Genomic DNA, 21,158 nt, shown 5'->3' on the forward strand with positions numbered 1-21,158 from the left:
CGTAATCTCATGAGGTTAGTATAGCGCTGGACAGTTACACACGTGTGACAATGGAGTTAAGTTACATTACGGTTTGATGAACGAGTGAAACATAAAAGACATTCATTCGAGTTCCGTTTGTTTTGTTTCACGCCCAAGCAGAGCCAGCACAAGTACGCCGATAACAATACTTACGCAAAACAAGCCAAACACAAAGCCAATCGTCTGGCCGGACGCAACAAGCGAGCCAACTAAAAGCGGACCTAAAATACCGCCAATTCGCCCAACAGAAGCCGCCATGCCGGATCCGGTACCACGGATAACAGCTGGGTACTGTTCTGGCGTGTACGCGTATAGTGCTCCCCACGCCCCCAGGTTGAAGAATGAGAGAAGCATCCCTGAGGCAATCAATACTGCAGTTGATTCAGCATTTCCAAATACAAGAGCAGAAGCAGCTGTGCCAAGCAGATAAACAACTAAAACAAACTTCCGGCCCGCCCGTTCAATCAGCCAGGCAGCGGTAAAGTAGCCAGGCAGCTGTGCCAGAGTCATAACGAGGACATATCCGAAGCTTTGAATTAAATCAAAACCTTTTATCACCATTACACTCGGCAGCCATAAAAACATGCCGTAATAAGAAAACACAACCGTAAACCATACGACCCATAGTACGAGTGTAGACCGTGCATACTTTTTCGACCATACATCGCGAATATTTTGCCCAATCGTCCGTTTTTCAGCTTTAGACGGGGAAAACGCCGGCGAATCCGGCAGCTTTAACCTTAAGTACAGCGCGTAAAGCGCCGGCAGTGCCCCAATAACGAGAGCCGTCTGCCATCCATAGGATGGAATAACAAAGTACGAGATGACAGCAGCCAGCAGCCAGCCCAATGCCCAAAAGCTTTCAAGCAGCACAACCACACGGCCGCGATCCTTCGCCGGAACGCTTTCTGATACAAGTGTAGAAGCGACCGGCAGCTCGCCGCCCAAGCCCATTCCAACGAAAAAGCGTAACAATAAGAAAACAGTAAGCGTCGTTGTCAGGGCGGATAAGCCGCTTGCCAGTGAAAACATCAACAATGTAATAATGAAAATATTTTTTCGGCCGATCCGGTCGGCATAAATGCCAAATACGAGCGCACCCACTGCCATACCAATAGAGTTTACGCTGCCGATCCAGCCCATTTGTTCCGGCGTTAAATCCCATTCTACTTTCAGCGCCGCTATAATAAACGACAGCATGCCGACGTCCATCGCATCAAACATCCAGCCGAGTCCGGCCACGCCAAGCAGTTTTTTCTGAGAAATTGTTTTTTCTGCCATTGATCCCTTCTCCTGTCTTTACAGATGTTATTACTTCATCACTATAGAGAATCTTTGTCGAAAAAACAACCGTTTTTCCCTTAATCCAAAATCTCTTTCAATGTCGAATTTTGCTGAACTATTTGCTTCGCTTTTTCTCTGTATACTTCTTCATGCAAGTACGTGCGGCGGCTCGGCTTTATTCCGGGTGCCCGGTCAATAGCCATCAGAAATTCAGACCGCTTCATTCCAATGGTTTTTACATAATCAAAAAAGCCTGTACGCGAAAATACCTTGTGCATTCTCTCGTACCGATGCTCCTGCACAAGCGACATAATGTAAGCAGCGACACCGACTTGAATGCCGTGCATTTGCGGCTTTTCCGCCCATTGATCAAGCGCGTGTGAAATCAAGTGCTCCGAACCGCTGATGGGAGCGCTTGAGCCGCTGATTTCAGTGGCAATCCCGCTCATCGTCATCGAGCTGATCAGCTCTTTCAGTAAAATAGGGGCATGAATGTCTGCCATAGGCGTGCGGACAAAGCTGTTAACCGCTTTTTTACTGGGCATTTCCGCAAAAGCATTTACTTCTGCTGCCCCTTGTTCTGCTTCAAACCGCCAGTCGTATAAAGCTGTAATATTCGACAGCAGATCGCCAATTCCCGCCAGAATAAACGGAGCCGGTGCCTGCTCCAAAATAGTCAGTTCTGCTACAATGCCAAATGGAATTTTGGCTGGTACGCTCGTTTTTTTTCCATTAACTATTAAAGAACAGCCGCTGCTTGCGAATCCGTCGTTTGAAGCGGATGTAGGAATGCTGATAACGGGCAGCTTCCGCAAGAAGGCGGTGTACTTTGCCACGTCCATCACCGCACCGCCGCCCATGCCAATGATGACATCGCTTGCCGTTAATTGAAAAGCCCTCTCCGTAATATCATGAATGTCACTCGTTCCGTCCGAAAGAACCGTCCCAACTGAACAGCCATGTAAAGCGGAAAGAAGACGGGGTCCATATGAGGCTTCTACAAAGCCATCCCACATAACGGTCACACGCTGAAATCCATACTGGCGTAACCGCTCGCCTACAGAATCCAGCACCTGCACGCCAATTTCCATCATCGCTGGGATCGAAATGTTCGTCACTGCACGATTCATTCGGGCAGCCTTCCTTCTTTAATTAAATCTGCTTTAATATCATTAAAGCGTTCAAACTGGACATAAGGGACCCCTTTTTCGTCTAATATAGCCGGAAGTGCTTCTTTCGCATACGTCCGGTCCGCAATAACAGCTGGATGAGAATCCGGCTCACTGTCTCCAGCAAAATAAACGACATCATATTCTTCCTTCAATCGCTGAATCACAATCGCTTTATCAATCCCATACCGTTCTGAATAACTCCAGTGCTCCGGATCAATATCAAGGTGAATATTTTGCTCGCGGTACACGCCTTTATTGGAAAGCACAGCTACGTTTTCAAGCCCGCGGCTTTCTACAATTGGTTTAATATAGTAATCGGTGCCGGCGCTTAAAATGAAAAAATCGCCGCCAGCCGCCTGTACAGACCGGACAAACTCCGGTACATCTTCATCAATAGGAATGGACAAAATGTCTTTTGCAATCTGTTCCTCGCTTTGATGAATGGACCCAAACACTTTTGCCAAAAAATCGATATCTTTCCACTCGCCGCTTTTCCATTTCGGGTATAGATCGCGTCCTTCCGGAAAATACGCATCAATTACAAGCCAGTAAAAATCACGTTTCGAAATCGTGCCGTCAAAATCAGAAACAAATGCCCACTTTGTCATTCTTTTCCCTCCTGATGGTCTGTTATAACGTCATTATATAAAAGTCATTGTCCAAAAACGAGCGATGTCACAATTTGTGAAAATATTCACAAATAATTTCTAAAGAAGAAGCGGCACTGAGCCGCTCTCCTTCCTTACTTTGTTGGTTCAATACGGGCTTCTGGCTGGCCATCCATTCCCTCTCCTAAGAAGAAAGATGGGTGAGGCGGCTGATTGTAGCCGACATTCTGCCAGGCAACCGCTTGACGATACTGCAGGTCATGCATTAATGTGTACAGCTTGTGCTCCGTTAAATCCGTTGTCGTGTAAATACGAAGAGCAGAGCTGTCTTCTGTCCGCCAGGCAATTTCTTCACGCCAGTCGCCAAACAAGTCTGCTTGAATGGCCGGATTGCCTTTTGTCGTATTGTTTGAGAATGTTCCTTCTGCCGTTAGTAGATTCACAAGTTTATTTTGCTCGTAATCCCATTTGTCGATCGTACCGACGCCGGCTGCGACTGAGTCGTTATACGTATGATCTGCAAGTTCCCGCAGCAGATCACCATCCCACCAGATCGCAAAGTTTGCGGATGGAATCGAATCAGAAATCTTTTCTCCCGTTGACGTATGAAGCCCGCCTGCACGACTGTTCCAGGCGCCTGAAACGGCCCATGCTTCAGCTCCGGCGTGGCGCGGGTCAATATCTGCTGCAACCCCCCGGCCTGTGTCCTGTCCGGTTTTCACGCCCCATAAAATACGTCCCGTTTTCGCGTCACGCATATCGTAGCCGTACGGGCCTGTTTTAATTTCCTGGGTCGCAAATACTTCCATACCTGGATTTGACGGTACAAGATCACTTACATGAAGCGCGTCGCCATGGCCAAGGCCTGTCGTATAAAGCCCTTTGCCGTTGTCATCAATAACCATCTGTCCGTATACAATTTCGTCTTTGGCATCGCCATCGATATCTGCGACACTAAGCGCATGGTAGCCTTGTCCTGCATAATCCTGCTTGCCTTCGTTTGTATCAAATGTCCATTGCTTCGTTAATGTACCGTTTTTAAACTGGTAGGCGGATACAACGGTGCGTGTATAATATCCGCGCGCCATAATTAAGCTCGGGGTTTCCCCGTCCAGGTAGGCCACTCCAGCAAGAAAACGGTCTACCCTGTTGCCATATGCATCGCCCCATGAGGCCACATCGCCCCGAGCCGGTGTGTATGGAATGGTCGTTAAAGCTTTACCTGTTGCGCCTTCAAAAACGGTTAAAAATTCATCACCCTGTAAAACATAACCGCTCGAATTGCGGTGGTCTGCATCGGCGCGTCCGATCACATTTCCCTGCCCATCAACCGTACCGTCTGCTGTTTTCATGGCGACCTCCGCTTTTCCGTCGCCATCAAAATCGTACACAATCATTTGTGTATAATGGGCGCCGGCGCGGATGTTTTTACCGAGATCAATGCGCCATAATTTAGTTCCATCAAGCTTGTACGCATCCATGTATACATTGCCTGTGTAGCCTGCCTGGGAATTATCCTTTGAATTGCTCGGATCCCATTTGACAATATATTCATATTCCCCGTCTCCGTCCACATCGCCAATGCTTGTGTCGTTCGCCCGGTATTGGTACGGATCACCAAGCGGTGTCACACCCGGCTCTGGTTTATCAAGCGGAATATCCAAATAGTTTTTCTCTATTGCCGTAACAGTTTCATAGCCTTTTTCTTTTCCCGAGACAATCGGACGAATTTCGTATGTGTCACCTGCTTTTCCATCTGGATCCACCAGGTTCGCCGCACCGGAAATCGGCTGCTTGTTTACTTTTTTTCCATTGCGAAAAACATGAAATGAAATTTTCTTCAGATCTGTGCCCAGTATCCGCCAGCTCACAAACACGCCTTCATCTGTTTCCACTGCTACAGGAGACCGTTTCAAGGACTCTGCCTGCCGCTTTAAAACAGTTACAGCTTCGGTTTGGAGTACATCGGATTCTGCTGAAGCACCGCCTGCGTTTACAGCGGCTGCTTTATAATAATACGGAATGGTTGTCAGCACACTGCTGTCTGTAAAAGAAGCAGACGTTGTAACACCAGCAAATTCAAATTTACCATCTGCTGACTCTGAACGGTAAACCGCATAAGAGGAAGCGCCGTCTACAGCATCCCACGTGAATGTCACTTTATTTTTCTCGATATCGGTTACGTTCAAACCGGCTGGTTTTTGGGGTGCCGGTATATTCGGGTCAATCAATGATACTTCCATGGATTCGGATGGAGCGGTTTCCTGTCCGCTTTCATCTACTGTTGTGACAGTATACGTATACGTGTATCCAACATGGGCGGTTTTATCTGTGAATTCTGTCGTTGACACGGTGCCCACTTTTTCCGTTTTATCTGTGCCGGCCATTGTCCGGTACACGTTATACTCTTTCGCACCGCCCGCTTCCAGCCATTTTAGTGAGACGGATGGAGCAGCTGGATCAAGAGAAATGTCACTTGCCTGCGGCTGGGCTGGTGCGGTTAAAATCGGGGTAAGCTCTATACCGTTTACAATCCCTGTGGCGCCGCTGAACGCAAAGTTCATCTGCCCGTCTTTGATCGAAATCTCCGGAATGATTTTGGTTGTATAGTTGTTTTTCGGCGCGGAAACGGTTCCGTAGCTCACGCCTTCTACCGCTACATCTGTGCGGGCTGTTCCGCTTAAATCACCGACATACACTTTCGCTGAATAAGATCCGTTTGGCACATCTGCTGCAAATTCCCACTTGTTGTTAAAGTAACCAACCCAGTCCCGGACAATATCGTTTCCAGCTGCACCACGGTCACGTCCAATCATACCTGCAGGACTTATAATGCCAAATCCTTTTTCTTTTGAATACACGGTCGATAGATTTACCTCGTTATATCCTTCTGCTACCGGTGTGCCGGCTAGGCCGAAGTCATATTTGTAAGCAGCCTGCTTTGTCTGCACCGTGATCGTTTGAGACGGCTCGGATTCGCCTTTCGCATTGACCGCCGTGACATAAAGATTGTATGATTTCCCTTCTTCCATGCCGGAAATCGTCAGGCGCGGCAGTGTGCTTGTCCCGATCAGCGAATAAGAATCCGCCGTTGATTCTTTCCGATACACTTTATAAATATCGGTGTTTTCTGTTTCATTCCACGTTAAAAGCGCTCCGGCATTGCTGATATTGCCGGCTTTGACGTTTTTCGGCACGGATGGTACAGCAGCGGGCGGCTCAACAGATGTGACGAATTCTTTTAAACTACTGCTGCTTTTTTCTACTTCACCGGCAACGAGCCGCGCCATTTGAATCGCCCCGTATTCCTGGAAGTGTGTATTATCCTGTGAGCCATTTGGGAAAGCAGGATATACACCGGGATCTGTATGCAGGAAAACAGCAAGCGTGCCTTCAGGGCCGATCTCATTGAAATATTCTACGCTCCGAGCGCTTAAATCAACGAGTTCAACATTCATTTCTTCTGCGACTTCTTTCATCCCCTGTACGTATTCAGGGAAGCTGATATTAAATTGTCCGGTTGTTTCTTGAAAATCACGGCGTCCGACCGGTGTGACTAAAATCGGTTCGGCTCCGCGCTGGCGTGCTCCATTGATGTAGGTCTTGAGGTAATTTTTGTAGTCAGGTACAGATGCGTAACGCTCCGGGCGGCTGATGGTCGCATCGTTATGTCCGAATTGAATGAGGAAGTAATCGTTTGGACGGATGGCTCGCAAAATGTTATCAAGCCGGCCTTCCGTAATAAATGTTTTGGAGCTTCGGCCGCCAATTGACTGGTTGGAAAAAGCAATGTCTTCGTTAAAGTAACGTGGAATCATCTGGCCCCAGCCTGCTTCCGGACGCCAATATTCGTCGTATGTCTGCACAGTGGAATCACCGGCCATGTAAACCGTCGGCTCTTCTCCCGCTGTCCGTTCCGGAAGTTTTTTGATAGACAGTCCATTGATAACAGGCGCTGTTCCCGTCCACTGAAGTGTCAGCTGGCCGTCCACAAGTGCGATTTCAAAGGTACGTTCCGTAAACTCACCGGCTGCCGCAACCGTATTCTGTACTTTTTGAATGCTTTCGGCCATCACGCCGGTTTCTGTTTGTTCCAATGCATCACCAGAAGTAACGGTTACAGCGTAATCACCATTGGGTAAATCAACTTGAAATTTGGATGCGCCAGGCCGGACGAAATCTGATTGAACCGGATCCTCTCCTGTTCGTTCTACAGAAGATAAAGATTCGGCGTCTGTAAAACCAAAGCCGGTACTGCCATCATACAGGCTTCCGTCCATGACCTGCACGGCTCCTTCTTTCACTGGACTGTCCGCTGTGCCAAAGTCAAATTCTTTTACTGTATCTGTTTCTTCCGCCTGGATAACAGCAAGCGGCGGAATACTGGAAACAGCAAGCATCGTTCCCATAACAGCCGCTGCTGCTCTCTTGTGCTTCTTGGCCATCTTATCCCTCCTTTATCTATGTAAGCACTTACAATGATCATCGTAATCTCGTAAACGCCATTTGAATAGCCAAAAAACAGTTGTGATTGTTTAAAAAGTAGATATTCATGCTCCTTTTTTTAAGAATAAAAATATAGACCTATGACTTAAAGAAGTACTTTTAGATTTTTTTTACAAACAGCAGGAAAATGGAATGATCTGTTTTTTAAACAGTAATTTAACAGTAAAAAACAAAGCGTATAAAAAAGCACAGCTCTTTTGAAAAAAGAGCTGTGCTCAGTGCGTAGACAAATAAAATCTATTGCCAAAGGATTTCTTTCGTTTCTTTTTTATGCAAGGTGTGCAGGTGGTTGGGATGAGAGCCGATAAGGCGGCGGACGCGCGGCTTTGCTTTCCATGGAGCAGGCGCTGAGCCCGCTAGTCCCATAGAAGTCTTCGCCGCACACCCGCCGCCTGTGCGGTTAAATAAGACTGCACAGCTTAATAGATACACCTGCCTGCCCTATCACCAAAGCGGTAAAAGTGCAGGTGGAGATGCGCTTTTTGCTGATTTTTCGAAACAAATGGGGAAGCCAGCCGGACTTCCCCTATCGGCTCTTTTTAGGAAGCAATGTTTCTCGAAAAGTCTCCTGCCTGTTTTCGGCGGTGAAAATTTTCATAAAAAAAGACTGACGACTTTGTCGTCAGTCTCAGCAAAGCTCTTTTGAAAAAAAGGGCTTTGCTTTCTTTTTTACAAGAACAATACTTCTCCGGTGGCTGCGTGAACAGCTGCACGTGAATCGAGCTTGCCATTCAGCCGGTACTTTTCACCATTATACACATACATTGGTGTGACCGTGATGTGCGGCTTGATCTTATCAAATGCTTCATTTTTCGAAAGCATTGGTTTGGCGGCTTTTTGGAATTCAGCACATGCATCCGTCATCCAGCTGCTTTTATCTACATAATGAACGACTTTATATGACTCAGAATCAATAAATACATCGTACATTCCCGGAATGACGGTAATGTCTTTTGTGTTCACCAGCCTGGCTTTGACCATGCCCTTCGTCCGGCTTATGTCCGACAGCGCCCATTCACCGCTTTCTTTTGGAACATACGTCTGCAAAAAAGCAGTAGCCGCTTCGCGTACTTTTGCCTGCGTTTTTTTCGTTAACGGCTTTGTATCGGGATGAGGCGGAAACTGAAGAAGTTCTTCTTCATCGATCTCTGCAGGCCCCAGCTGCAAAAGCTTTCGCTTTACCCGCTGGTTTTTTGCACTTTTCCATGTTAGGATGTCCTGCTTCTGTAAAACCGCTTTTCCTGTTTTATTATCGACAAACACATCATCTATCATAAACAGCGGCAGCCATTTTTCTTCTTTCATAAGCGGGTATTCCACAAATACGAGCCGCTCTTTTGCCAAGGATTCAAGCGCGGCAGCATCAAGCTGGAACTCTGCTTCTTCCGCTTCATCTGGCACAAGTCCGTAAGCAGAAAACAGGGTCAGCTTTTTTTGTTCATCCATTTCCACTGTAACCGAGCCGCCCGGCGTAACGGGCACGCCTTTGTATGCAAGGTCAAATGTAAAGGAATCTGTCTCCGCTCTTGTATCTATAAACTGGCTTCCATAGGTCCAGCCGGTTTCCTGTTCAATAAACCGGATGACTTCTTCCCTATCCCCGCTTAAAAACGAAAAGCCATGCTCGGGCGCCCGTCCGCCCACAAACACAACATTGGTCAGCCGTCCTGTTTTCGCGTCAAGCTCTATAACAGCCGTGCCTTCTGGATTTGTTTCGTCTTCTTTACGCTCGGAATGTCCCGGAGGAAGCCATTCACTCGTAAAACGATAGCTGGTTTCGTTCCACTCGTTTTTTTCATACGTGGCAAACGTCTCCAGACATGTGTAGTCTTCAAGGCCAAACTTTGACCTGACCATGTCGACCCATTGGGCCAATTGCGCATGTTTCACTTCTTTAAGAACCCCTTCCCCTGAACAAAATCAAGCATATACGCACGGCGCGGCTGCGATAAATAATCGGCCATGCCCTCGGTCCAGCCGGCTGACTTATTGTTGGTAGAACGGCTAGCGTAATACGTGCGGATCACATCATCGTACTCATCTAAAATCGTTTCGTATTTTGCTTCATCGTATTCATTCGTATGCAAAACAGCTTGCACCGGCAGACGTGGTTTTACTTCATTGCGTTCAGCCGGAACGCCAAATGTTAAGCCGAATAACGGAATCACATGCTCAGGCAGGTTTAACAGCTCACTGATCGGCCCGGGATTATTGCGGACACCGCCAATATAGCAAATCCCATAGCCTTTTGATTCAGCCGCAATAACGAAGTTTTGAGCGAAAAGAGCTGTATCAATCACCGCCACCATAAAGTTTTCGGCTGTGCCCGCTTCGACCGTTTTTCCGTGCTTTTTGGCTGCATAATCAAGCCGCTTTAAGTCCGCACAAAATACAAGCGCGCGTGCCGCGCCTTTGATTTGAACCGGGTTTTTTGACAGCTCGGCAAGCTTGTCCCGTTTGTCCGCATCTGTTACATCGACAATGGAGTAGGCCTGAACAAAGTGCGATGAAGCCGCACCTTGAGCTGCTTCGATCAAGTCATGAAGCTGCTCTTCTGTAACAGGTTCATCTGTGTATTTTCGAACGGAAACATGTGATTTCAAGAACTCTAGCATAAATGATCATCCTTTCATTTGTTGAAGAAAAAAGTCAAAGCCAAGCACTGTAGCAATGCCAATAATAAGCGTCCAAAGAGCGATACTGACTGTTATCCACAAAGTTGTCCATCCTCTGCTTGCCCCGAATGATAGCCCGATGAATACTGCAATATGCGTACCGATAAACAAGGGACCGAGCAGTGCGAGCGTCGGAAATCCGTATCGATTCATGATTTGGCGCGCGCGATCTGCTTGTTTTGTTCCTTTGAGGCCCGTTCGCTCCAGCCGTTTTTTCAGCCAGACTTCTACCTTTGAAAAAGCGGCAATTAAGAGAAGCACTGTCACCATATTGCCTGTGAACGCCAGCAGCATGACCCAAAAAGGTGACAGGCCGCGCACAATTCCGACTGGAATCACAAGCGCAATCTCCATCCAGGGGATCGCAGCTGCGATAAAAACAAGCGCATACTCAATGAGCTGCATCCATCTGCCTCCATCTTCTTGTTATTCTTACTTTAACGAAGGGCTGTCCTCCCCGCAACTAAAGAGTATCCGGTGCTTTCTGTTCTTCGTTTTAGTCTCCCCAGCAATCCGGCAGGAAACCGGCCCTGCTGGTTGCCATCGTTTTGAAAGTTAATAAGAGCTGATTCGTGAAATAACGCCGCCTATCCATAGGGCTGCCCATGTGGCAGAGGGATAAGTAAGCAGGCTGCCGAGCAGAACGAAACGCATAAGTTTTCTTTCCAGAAACGGCCGTACCTGCCGGATAAAAAGAAGAAAGAGTACAAGAATCACACAAGCGGAGGCCGCACCCGGATTATACGCCCTGAACACAGCGAGCAGCACAATATGCTGGACAGCGTTGAAAAAAATAGTCCCATAAACGAACAGCAGAAAGGCTTTTGACTTTCCAAAGGTTAAAACAAGAAAGAAAACGAGGATAGTCAGGAAAACGACAGCTGCTGTGAATTGACGCTGTGTGACCGCTTCTATCCTAAACCGGTTGTGTAAAAAAGATATCATTCCAAAGGATTCCTCTATGTTATGTACAAGAAAAAGAACAGGCAGTCCCCATTTACACAAGTGCCATCCAGCCTGCTGTTTGATTGGCGCCACAATATTCCCTCCCTTCCATTTATTAAACCATAGAAAGCATATCCATTGTCCGCTCAGCGGCAGGCTGATAAGATAAAGCGAAGAGATTTATTGGAGGAGGAATATACTTTGGCACAATCATTACAAGGAAAAAAAGCCATTATTACAGGCGGAGGCCGCGGCATCGGACGCGCGATTGCAGAAGCGCTCGCAGCGGAAGGTGTACATATTGGCTTGATCGGACGGACAGAAGAACATGTACAAGCAGTAGCAGAGGACCTCGGGTTAAATCCGGAAGTGTCAACACGTGATATGTGCGGCCGCCCCGTACTGATGCCGTCTAAGGTAGAAATTAAAACAGCGTTCGCAACGGCGGATGTTTCAAATCTAGAAGAAGTAACAGCAGCTGTTGAAAAAGTGAAAGCAGAGCTTGGCGGGTTAGACATTCTCATCAACAATGCCGGCATCGCAAAATTTGGCGGTTTTATGGACCTTGATCCGGACGAATGGAAAAAAATTATCGATGTCAACCTGATGGGTGTGTACAATGTAACACGCGCTGTACTGCCGGATTTAATCGAGCAAAAATCAGGCGACATTATTAACATTTCTTCGACTGCAGGCCAAAAAGGAGCACCAGTCACAAGCGCCTACAGCGCATCTAAATTTGGCGTGCTTGGCTTGACGGAATCTCTTGCGCTTGAAGTACGGAAGCACAATATTCGGGTCACAGCTCTGACACCAAGTACAGTGGCAACGGACCTTGCAGTTGAAAATAACTTAACGGACGGCAATCCTGACAAAGTAATGCAGCCGGAAGACATTGCGGAATTCGTAGTGGCACAGCTGAAATTAAACAGCCGCACGTTTATCAAATCAGCGGGACTTTGGTCAACTAATCCATAAAAATAAGTAAACGCGCCGGAACTGCCGGCGCGTTTTTTATATGTGAAGCGACTGTTTTTATCAGCTTCTCTGTTTCTAAAATGTTTTTCGTCTCTCTTTAAAAGCCTGCTGCATAAAATCGGAGCAGGCCGGCTGCTTTTTAAACGAGAAGACGAATCTGATTTCCGGCCGGGTCTTCTGTTACATACTGATCGACGTTAGCACCTATATTTTGAAGGCGTGCCACCGCTTCTTCTCTTGCTTCCTCATTCGGAAACACAATTGTATACCAATTGAGCCCTGCACTGTTTTCGGCTGGACGCGGCGCACCAACCCCCTGCCATGTATTTAACGCAATGTGGTGATGATATCGGCCGGTTGAAGTAAAAATCGCCTGAGGATAATGGCTGACAATCTCAAAGCCAAGTCCTTCCGTGTAAAAACGTTCTGCATCCGGAATATTCGAAACATGCAGATGAATGTGCCCCATGATTGTTCCAGCAGGAAGGCCCGTAAATGCTTCTTCACTTTCCGCAAGAATACTGTCCCCGTCGAGCTGGACAGTAGCCATATCAACCAGTCCATCGTTCCACGTCCATTCTGACGCCGGGCGGTCGCGGTACACTTCAATGCCGTTGCCGTCAGGATCATCGAGGTAAATCGCTTCGCTCACGTAATGGTCGGCCGCGCCAAAACGGTAGCCTGTTTGCAGCAGGTGGCGTAAAAATTGAGCCAAACCTTTTCGCTCCGGCAGCAGAATCGCAAAATGATACAGGCCCGACGTACGTCCTGCTTTCGGTGTGACATCTTCTGGCTGCTCCAGTGTTACCAACGCTGTTTGTCCATTCGCTGTTAATACAGCCTGCTGCCCGGACTGCGACAACACTTTTAAGCCGATTATTTGCGTATAAAATGCAATCGATCTATTCAAATCTGTTACACGAATACTCACTTCTCCAACAAACGTATGCGGCTTTTCATGAAAATGATTCATGGTCTATTCTCCTCTTATGTTACCTTTTTTAATTTTAGTTACTTTATGTAACAAATTATACAAATGATCAAAAGTGAAAGTCAAGCATCCCGATGACCCTTTAAGAGAGCTCTCTTTGTGTAGAAAAGTGAATATAGTATAAACAAACAGGGGATCATTATCAGCCTTTACGAAAAATAATGGCTGTCAATAAAAAAAATCAATCTTAAAGTATCTTTTCTTTTAGCGCTTCACCTGTTACAATAAACCCACAAGCATTATGAACTGAATATCGCCTTCATCCGTAAAGGGGAGTAGCGTCAGGAAACTGAAATAAAGTCGTCATTACGTGGAATTCATTCCTCCGGCTTTATTGACCTATTGATTTAGTGTTTAGCGAGACCTTTGCCATATACCTATGGCAGAGGTCTCTTTTATTTTGATTAAAAACAAAAAGGAGATGGGCAAATGGAAACAGAATTTATAACCGCATTATTTGCTATTATTATGATTGACCTTGTGCTCGCTGGCGACAACGCCATCTTGATCGGTCTTGCTGCACGCAAGCTTCCGAAAGAACAACAAAAGAAAGTAATTCTTTGGGGAGCGATCGGGGCCATTGTGATTCGTGCAATCGCCACATTGCTTGTCGTGTACCTGCTTGAAATTCCGGGCTTGCACTTGATCGGCGGCATCCTGCTTGTGTGGATCGCATATAAACTGCTTGTGGAAGAAGAAGAGCATGAAGTCAATGCAGCTGACTCCCTATGGGGGGCCGTTAAAACGATTATTATCGCAGATGCTTTGATGGGACTCGATAACGTTTTAGCTGTTGCCGGCGCTTCTCACGGAAACATGTGGCTTGTGGTCATCGGCTTGCTTGTGTCGATTCCAGTTGTTATGTGGGGCAGTACGTTAATTTTGAGAATGATTGAGCGTTACCCGATTATCATTATGATTGGGGCAGCGATTCTTGGCTGGACAGCATCGAAAATGATTGTTGGCGAACCATTTATGAACGGATACTTTGCCAATCCATTTATCAAATACGGCTTTGAGATTGTCGTCGTAGCGGGTATTTTACTGGCTGGTGCATTGAAACAGCGCAAAATGGCCAAAGAAAAAAACGATACACGCCTGGATGAAAATGCTCTTTAATACATTCAAACAGCCTGCTTTCTCTGCGAAAGCAGGCTGTTTTTTTATTCCACAACGGCAACATGGATCTGCCGTTCGTCCAATCCCCTTTTTATGGCTTCATCCAATCCTCTGTCTGTAATCACTTCATAAAGACCACTTGGCGGCCCGATCGATGAAAAAGCACGCTTGCCGAATTTGCTTGAATCAGCCATTAAAAACACTTCATCTGACTGCTCCATCATTTTCTTTTTTAAAAGAGCCTGCTGCTCATTAGAATCACTCAGACCTGCATCAAGATGAACGGCTTTGCAGGACAAAAAGGTTTTGTTCACATGGTATAAATCAAGAGAACGTTCCGCCAGCGGCCCAACAAACGATAACGACTTTGGCAGAAGAATACCGCCGGTTGAAATCACGTTGATCCGTTCTTTTTTACTTAGTTCCATCACCACTTTTATCGAATTCGTAATAACTGTCAGTGTCATATTCGGCAGCGCCTTCGCCATATACCAGGCCGTCGTGCTTGCATCTAAAATAATGCGGTCCCCTTCCTGCACCCGTTTGGCTGCTTCGTGTGCGATTACTTTTTTTTCCTGTACATTCGTAATGACACGCTCGGAAAAATGCACTTCTGATTCTTCATCCTGCATGCTGACCGCACCGCCATGACTTCGCTGCAGTTTGCCTTCCTTTTCAAGCTTTTCAAGATCGCGGCGAATCGTTTCTTCCGTGACGGAGAAAATATCGCTCAGCTCTGATACGCGGATACTTGACCGTTCATTCACCAGCTCTACAATTTTTTGATGTCTCTCTGCTACCAGCATCCTTTTGCACCTGACCTTTGTTTGTTTTTGTTTATTTTATCATGCTAAATAAAAAACGTCTTTCAGCTCCACCGCCACTGGACTGTTATCCGGATTCGTTTCCATTATCGGCTCCATAAACGCCCACCATCTCTGGCAAATATCTGTCTCTGCCATTTGAGCCCATTTTTCTTCACTCTCAATTTCCACATAGGCAAACAGCTTGCCCGTCGCTTCCTCTAAAAAAATTGAATAGTTGCGCGCTCCATGGGCCCGCAGTGCCTCTGCCAGCTCAGGCCAAAGCTCATCATGACGCTTTTTGTATTCCTCATATTGGTCTTTATACACAGTCATCGCAGTCGCTTTTCGAATCATCGCCTACACTCCGTTTCTTTTTGTTTTATCATAACTTATTTTTGTTTATTTTTGAATACCCTTTCAAAACAAAAAAACCGGCTGTTTACAAAATCCAGCTCTTTTTATCTTCAACCTCATCTGTCGGCATATGGCTATTCCGTTTTTCAGGATATTCTATTTATTTAACAGACAAGCACAAGCTAATCTTTTCTACAAAAAAAACCGGCACTTGTTATAAGTACCGGTTTTCCTTTTCGTTTATTTACAATCACTGCTTTTTACCAGGCAACTTCATAATCCACTACGATGACATTGTCGGTTAATCCTTCAATTTCGGACAGAAATTTTTCATGCAGCGGGTGTGTTTGGTACTCTTCTAAAGACTGTTTGTCTTTAAATGTAACATGCAGGCCTAATGTGTACCCTTGTGCCTGTTCTACTTCATCTGTTGCATTAATGCCGGCTGTTACCTTCATAATACCCGGGATTTCTCCTTGAAACTTCAACAGCTGCAGTGCCAGCTCCTGCTGCTTTTCCGTTGTTACCTCTTCTTTAAATTTAAAAGACACCAAGTGTTCGTACATGTTTGCTACACACCTTCCTTTTTTTCCGTTCACTCGTTTTATTCCCCATTTTTCCAGCAGATATGCAAAAGAAAAAGCCGCCCGGTGGAAGATCTCTGGGGCGGCCTTTCGCAAAAGAACTTTTTCTTGGTTTTTCTGTTTTATTTGCTTACTTCCTGCTCTTTTTGTGACCGTTTCGACAAAACCGTTTCTTCGTATTGCTTTACCTCATTCAGCCAGCTCTCTTTCACCGGCACGTTCATCTGCTCACAGTAGTAATCCCAGACGGCGCCGAACGGATACGTTTTAAACTCTTCCATCAAAGCAAGGCGTTCGGTGAAGTTTCCTTCTTCCTGCAGCTGCTTTAAGTGATCGTTCGGCACGAGAAGCGCATACAGCAGTGCTTTAATCATATTGCGCGTACCAATCGTCCACGCTGCTACACGGTTAATGCTTGCATCAAAGAAATCAAGGCCGATAATCACTTTATCGAGCGCATCGTTACGGACAATTTCAAGCGCAATTTCCCGAAGCTCGTCATCTAAAATGACAACATGGTCACTATCCCAGCGAACTGGTCGTGATACATGCAACGCCAGCTTATCTGCATAAAGCAGCATGGACGAAATTTTGTTCGAAACTGTTTCAGTCGGATGATAATGCCCCGTATCAAGCAAGCATAATTTGTTGTTTTTCAGCGCATAGCCGAGATAAAATTCATGAGACCCCACCACATAAGACTCAGAGCCGATTCCGAATACTTTGCTTTCCACGGCATCCAGGTGGTACTGTTCATCGATATCTTCAGCAAAAATTTGATCCAATGACTCTTTTAATCTTTTGCGGGGCGTCAGGCGGTCACTTGGAATGTCCTTGTATCCATCTGGAATCCAAACATTCGTTAAGCAGGGCGTTCCAAGCTCACGGCCAAAATGCTCACCGATTTTGCGAGATGCGATGCAGTGATCAATCCAAAACTTTCGGATTTCTTCGTCCGGATGCGAAAGTGTCAAGCCGTCTGCTGCTTTTTCGTGTGAGAACAGCGTCGGATTAAAATCAAGGCCGAGGCCATGCTGTTTTGCCCAATGAACCCAGTTATCGAAATGCTCTGGCTTTAATTGGTCACGGTCCACTGCTTCTCCGTTCGTTTCCGCATATAAAGCATGCAGATTTACCCGGTGCGTACCCGGAATAAGCGACAATGCTTTTTCTAAATCTGCCCGCAGCTCTTCTGGTGTGGTTGCCTTGCCCGGGTAGTTCCCCGTAACATCAATGCCGCCCGATAATTCACTTTTGTTCACTTCAAATCCGCCAATATCATCACCCTGCCAGCAATGAATCGAAATGGGCACTTTTTTTAATGTTTCAAGTGCCGTATCTACATCGATTCCCCACTTGGCATATGCCTGTTTCGCTGCTTCGTATTGTTCTTTTACGTTCATACCTTTTCACCCTTTCGATGTTGACTAAACTGTTCTATTCGTTTTGCTGCCTGCTCCTGCGGTGAAAATATCTGGAGCGGAAATGAAGCTCGAATAAGTTCCCTTCCTTCCTGCAGGCTGCCAAGTTCTTTTGAAGCGATCATCTGCATCATTAAATTGCCAACCGCTGTTGCTTCCGAAGGACCCGCATAAACTGTTCTACCGCTTACATTTGCAGTAAGCTGGTTAAGCAGTTTATTGTTTGCTCCGCCGCCGACAATGTGCAGCCGGTCAATCCGCTGGCCGGTCATTTCCTCGAGATCTCGAATCGCAATGGCATAAATAATAGCCAGGTTGTCATACACACAAGCGGCCAGCTCACCGGCTGTTTCCGGGACAGGCTGATTGGTTTCACGACAGTACGCTTTGATTTCTTCAACCATGTTAACCGGGTTTAAAAAACGGTCATCATTTAAGTCGACAAACTGGCGGAAATGCTCCACGTTTCTCGCTTCATCTACAAACTCGGCAAACGTGTAATCAACCGGGAGATGCCGGCGCACTTCCTGCATAATCCACATGCCCATAATATTTTTTAACAAGCGGTATGTGCCGAAAACGCCCCACTCATTCGTATAATTATCTTCAAGAAACCGCTCACTGATCACCGGCTCAGCCGACTCAATCCCCAGCAGAGACCAGGTGCCGCTGCTTAAATACGCCCAGTTTTCGCCTTCTCCCGGTGTACCGGCAATGGCGGAAGCGGTGTCATGTGACGCAGCCACTATTACGCGGCAATCCGGCAGATCTGCTCCTGGAAAACGTTCCTTTACAAGAGGGCCAAGCTCCTCCCCCGGTTCCGCGAACGGCGGAAATTGGCGGCGTTCAATAAACAGTAATGCCAGCAGTTCTTCATCAAAATCACGCGTTTTTACATTCAGCATCTGCATAGTCGATGCATTGGTCACTTCTGTAACTGCACGTCCAGTCAGGCAGTATCCCAGATAATCAGGCACAAGCAAAATATGTTTTGCGCGCTTGATGAGCTCTTGTTTTTCTTCATATAATTGATAGAGCGTATTAAACGGTAAAAATTGAATGCCTGTTTTTTCGTAAATGCTCTTTTTGTTTATATGCCGGCTGATTTTGCTTATCGTCTGCTCAGTCCGGCTGTCCCGATAGGCAATGACTTCTTGCAAGCGGTTACCATTTTCATCAACCAATACATAGTCAACCGCCCACGTATCAATCCCTACGGTGACAGAATGATAGCCACATTTTTTCGCTTCAGCCAGCCCTTTAATGATTTCATTGAGTAAATGATCAATGTCCCAATAACTTGTACCATCTACTTCCCGAAACCCATTGGCAAAACGGTGAATTTCGTTCATCACAAGCTTGCCGTCTTTTATTTCGCCCGCTACAAGCCGGCCGCTTGAAGCGCCGATATCTACTGCAATATGCGCCATTTCTATCACTCCTTCTTTCACGCCAAAAGCAGCCGGACTGCCTATGTCATTACAACATAAGGCAGTCCCTTGCCTGCTGATGAAACTTTATCGCGTAAACGCTGCCGGCACGCCGCCGTCAACTGTAATCATGCAGCCCGTTGTTTTGTCGGCTTTGGATGAAGCGAAAAACGCAATGGATTCCGCAATGTCAGACGGATAAATGTTTACAAGCAGCGTCGTGCGCTTCCGGTAATGCTCTTCCAGCTGATCTGGTTCAATGCCGTATGCTGCCGCACGCTCATTACGCCAGTTGGATCCCCAAATAGCTGATCCCTGCAGCACGGCATCCGGCAGCACCGAGTTTACACGAATGCCAAACTCGCCGCCTTCTGCTGCAATACAGCGGGCCAGGTGTGTTTCAAGTGCTTTTACGGCACTGTAAGCCGAAGCATTTTTCCCCGCGTACACAGAGTTTTTCGAACCGACAAATACCATGTTGCCGCCAATGCTCTGCTGTTTCATTTGCTTGAACGCTTCACGCGCCACAAGGAAATAGCCTGTGCCAAGTACATTCATATTTAAATTCCATTCTTTCAAAGATGTTTCATCAAACGGGCTGGATGTCGCCAGGCCTGCATTATTCACGATTGAATCCACACCGCCAAACGTAAGGGCTGCTTTGGCAAAGGCCGCCTGCACCTGCTCTTCGCTGGTCACATCCATTTTCACGGCAGCCGCGCGTTGTTCCTTGTACTGCTCATTAATTTCGGCCGCTACTTTTTCCGCTCCTTCAAGATTCAAGTCAGCCAGCACCACATGAGCGCCCTCTGACACTAAACGGCGGGCTGTCGCGCTGCCAATCCCGCCGGCACCGCCTGTAATAAACGCGACTTTGCGGGAAAATTCTGCTTCAGCCGGCGCCAGAGACAATTTGTACAGCTCGAGCGGCCAGTATTCTACGTTATAGGACTCGTTTTCACTTAAGGATACAAATTCACCAAGAGCCGTTGAGCCTTTCATAACCGCAATCGCACGATGGTAAAGGGCGCCGCTCACATTCGCCATGGTGATGTTTTTGCCGGAGTTTACCATCCCGACACCCGGAATAAGGGTTACACGCGGTGCTGCCTCAAACATCACATCGCCTTCGTTTTTGTTTCGTTCGAAGTACTCTTTATATTCGGCTTTAAACTGTTCTACACCTGCTTTTACTTTCTCGATCAGCTCTTCTGTCGTACCGTTCTGTGGATCCCAATCAATATAAAGCGGCTTCATTTTTGTGTGAACAAGATGATCCGGGCAGGCTGCACCTATTTGTGAAAGCGTGGCGGCATTTCTGCTGTTGACAAATTGAAGCACATCTTCTCCATCATCATAAGTAAGAATCATTTTCTTTTCATCGCTGACTGCACCGCGGATCACTGGCATCACAGCCGCCAATACGTTTTGGCGCTCCTCTTCCGTTAATGACTCGTAAACCTGGCCGTCAAATGCTTCTGTTTGTTTTTGTTTGTTTTGGATATAGCTTTCTGCTTCGTTAATGATATTGATGGTTTGGCTGTATGCCTCTTCGGATGTTTCTCCCCATGTAACCAGTCCGTGTTTTTCCATAAGGACAAGCTCTGCATTTGGGTTGTTTTTTACCCCTTCTGCAATCATTTTTGATAAGGTAAAGCCCGGGCGCACATAAGGAACCCATACAAAACGGTCGCCGTAAATTTCTTTGGCAATCTCTTTCCCATTGTCCGCGCAGCAAAGGCTGATAATAGCGTCTGGATGTGTATGGTCAACGTGTTTAAATGGCAGGAACGCATGTAAGAGCGTTTCAATCGACATACGCGGATGCTTGCTGTCGATCATGCAATGCGTCAAGTACTCTACCATTTCTGCATCCGGCATTTCATCGCGCTCAATAAGCGGACGGATATCTTCCAGGTTTAAGCCGGTAAAATTCTCTGCTTTCATTGTGGCTAAATCGGAACCGCTTCCTTTTACCCACATCACTTCAATATCGCGGCCCCGAAAATCTTTTTCGGTTGTTTTCATAGATGTATTGCCGCCGCCCCAGTTGCATACGGCGCGGTCAGAACCGATTAAATTGGAACGGTAAACCAGTTCTTCTACACCTGACTTTGCTGTCGCTTCATTGGACTCCCACAAGTTTTTGACCATTTTGTTTTCCTCCACCCTTAACCTTTATTTATGTTTGTTTTATTGTACAATATATTTGTTTATTTTTGAATATATTTTTTGTTTTTTGTTTTTTTTCTTTTCCCCACACA

18 protein-coding genes are annotated in these 21,158 nt (G+C 46.5%); 2 read left to right on the forward strand and 16 right to left on the reverse strand.

What is annotated here, in order from left to right; all coding sequences use genetic code 11:
- Positions 1–102: 102 nt before the first annotated feature.
- The 9 genes from M3221_RS02365 to M3221_RS02410 form a co-directional block, all read right to left on the reverse strand.
- Complete coding sequence (locus M3221_RS02365; protein ID WP_251269944.1) at positions 103–1,302, reverse strand: MFS transporter; 1,200 nt, start codon at positions 1,300–1,302, stop codon at positions 103–105.
- 80 nt (positions 1,303–1,382) lie between these two features.
- A complete protein-coding gene (locus M3221_RS02370; RefSeq protein ID WP_251269945.1) occupies positions 1,383–2,435 on the reverse strand; it encodes an iron-containing alcohol dehydrogenase family protein in 1,053 nt (350 codons plus the stop codon).
- Positions 2,432–3,085 carry an MtnX-like HAD-IB family phosphatase gene (locus M3221_RS02375; RefSeq protein ID WP_251269946.1) on the reverse strand — a complete coding sequence of 218 codons (654 nt, stop codon included), beginning with the start codon at positions 3,083–3,085 and terminating at the stop codon, positions 2,432–2,434. Before M3221_RS02375 ends, M3221_RS02370 begins: the two co-directional genes overlap by 4 nt.
- Positions 3,086–3,219: 134 nt before the next feature.
- Positions 3,220–7,530 (reverse strand): rhamnogalacturonan lyase family protein, encoded by a 4,311-nt coding sequence (locus tag M3221_RS26205; protein WP_285878648.1) that lies wholly within the window; start codon positions 7,528–7,530, stop codon positions 3,220–3,222.
- A 298-nt stretch (positions 7,531–7,828) separates the two neighbouring features.
- Positions 7,829–8,023 (reverse strand): hypothetical protein, encoded by a 195-nt coding sequence (locus M3221_RS02390; protein WP_251269947.1) that lies wholly within the window; start codon positions 8,021–8,023, stop codon positions 7,829–7,831.
- Positions 8,024–8,260: 237 nt separating this feature from the next.
- Complete coding sequence (locus M3221_RS02395) at positions 8,261–9,481, reverse strand: hypothetical protein (protein ID WP_251269948.1); 1,221 nt, start codon at positions 9,479–9,481, stop codon at positions 8,261–8,263.
- The gene (nfsA, locus tag M3221_RS02400; RefSeq protein WP_242231767.1) at positions 9,478–10,206 is read right to left on the reverse strand and encodes an oxygen-insensitive NADPH nitroreductase; all 729 of its coding nucleotides are present in this window, start codon (positions 10,204–10,206) and stop codon (positions 9,478–9,480) included. Before nfsA ends, M3221_RS02395 begins: the two co-directional genes overlap by 4 nt.
- Before the next feature lie 6 nt (positions 10,207–10,212).
- Entirely contained in the window at positions 10,213–10,671 is a 459-nt protein-coding gene (locus M3221_RS02405; RefSeq protein ID WP_251269949.1) for a small multi-drug export protein, read from the reverse strand.
- 150 nt (positions 10,672–10,821) lie between these two features.
- Positions 10,822–11,304, reverse strand: a complete 483-nt coding sequence (locus tag M3221_RS02410) for an HXXEE domain-containing protein (RefSeq protein WP_251269950.1) — start codon at positions 11,302–11,304, stop codon at positions 10,822–10,824.
- A 108-nt stretch (positions 11,305–11,412) separates the two neighbouring features.
- On the opposite strand from M3221_RS02410, the gene M3221_RS02415 reads away from it, so the two are divergent.
- Complete coding sequence (locus M3221_RS02415; protein ID WP_251269951.1) at positions 11,413–12,189, forward strand: 3-ketoacyl-ACP reductase; 777 nt, start codon at positions 11,413–11,415, stop codon at positions 12,187–12,189.
- Positions 12,190–12,328: 139 nt separating this feature from the next.
- Here the strand turns inward: M3221_RS02415 and M3221_RS02420 are convergent, their stop codons facing one another.
- Complete coding sequence (locus M3221_RS02420) at positions 12,329–13,162, reverse strand: VOC family protein (protein ID WP_251269952.1); 834 nt, start codon at positions 13,160–13,162, stop codon at positions 12,329–12,331.
- A 447-nt stretch (positions 13,163–13,609) separates the two neighbouring features.
- Between M3221_RS02420 and M3221_RS02425 the strand changes: the two genes are divergently transcribed.
- The gene (locus M3221_RS02425; RefSeq protein ID WP_242231772.1) at positions 13,610–14,299 is read left to right on the forward strand and encodes a TerC family protein; all 690 of its coding nucleotides are present in this window, start codon (positions 13,610–13,612) and stop codon (positions 14,297–14,299) included.
- A 44-nt stretch (positions 14,300–14,343) separates the two neighbouring features.
- On the opposite strand, the gene M3221_RS02430 is transcribed toward M3221_RS02425, so the two are convergent.
- From M3221_RS02430 to M3221_RS02455, 6 genes are all read right to left on the reverse strand, one after another.
- Entirely contained in the window at positions 14,344–15,105 is a 762-nt protein-coding gene (locus tag M3221_RS02430) for a DeoR/GlpR family DNA-binding transcription regulator (RefSeq protein ID WP_251269953.1), read from the reverse strand.
- Positions 15,106–15,144: 39 nt separating this feature from the next.
- Entirely contained in the window at positions 15,145–15,459 is a 315-nt protein-coding gene (gene rhaM, locus M3221_RS02435) for an L-rhamnose mutarotase (protein ID WP_251269954.1), read from the reverse strand.
- A gap of 260 nt (positions 15,460–15,719) precedes the next feature.
- A complete protein-coding gene (locus tag M3221_RS02440; protein WP_251269955.1) occupies positions 15,720–16,058 on the reverse strand; it encodes a Dabb family protein in 339 nt (112 codons plus the stop codon).
- A gap of 107 nt (positions 16,059–16,165) precedes the next feature.
- The gene (rhaA, locus tag M3221_RS02445; protein WP_251269956.1) at positions 16,166–17,446 is read right to left on the reverse strand and encodes an L-rhamnose isomerase; all 1,281 of its coding nucleotides are present in this window, start codon (positions 17,444–17,446) and stop codon (positions 16,166–16,168) included.
- Positions 17,443–18,894 carry a rhamnulokinase gene (gene rhaB / locus M3221_RS02450; RefSeq protein WP_251269957.1) on the reverse strand — a complete coding sequence of 484 codons (1,452 nt, stop codon included), beginning with the start codon at positions 18,892–18,894 and terminating at the stop codon, positions 17,443–17,445. Before rhaB ends, rhaA begins: the two co-directional genes overlap by 4 nt.
- Before the next feature lie 87 nt (positions 18,895–18,981).
- Positions 18,982–21,048: a bifunctional aldolase/short-chain dehydrogenase gene (locus M3221_RS02455; protein WP_251269958.1), complete on the reverse strand. Its 2,067-nt coding sequence runs from the start codon at positions 21,046–21,048 to the stop codon at positions 18,982–18,984.
- Positions 21,049–21,158: the final 110 nt, after the last annotated feature.

Origin of the sequence: Domibacillus indicus, assembly GCF_023715895.1 — a bacterium.
Classification (GTDB): Bacteria; Bacillota; Bacilli; order Bacillales; family Domibacillaceae; genus Domibacillus; species Domibacillus indicus_A.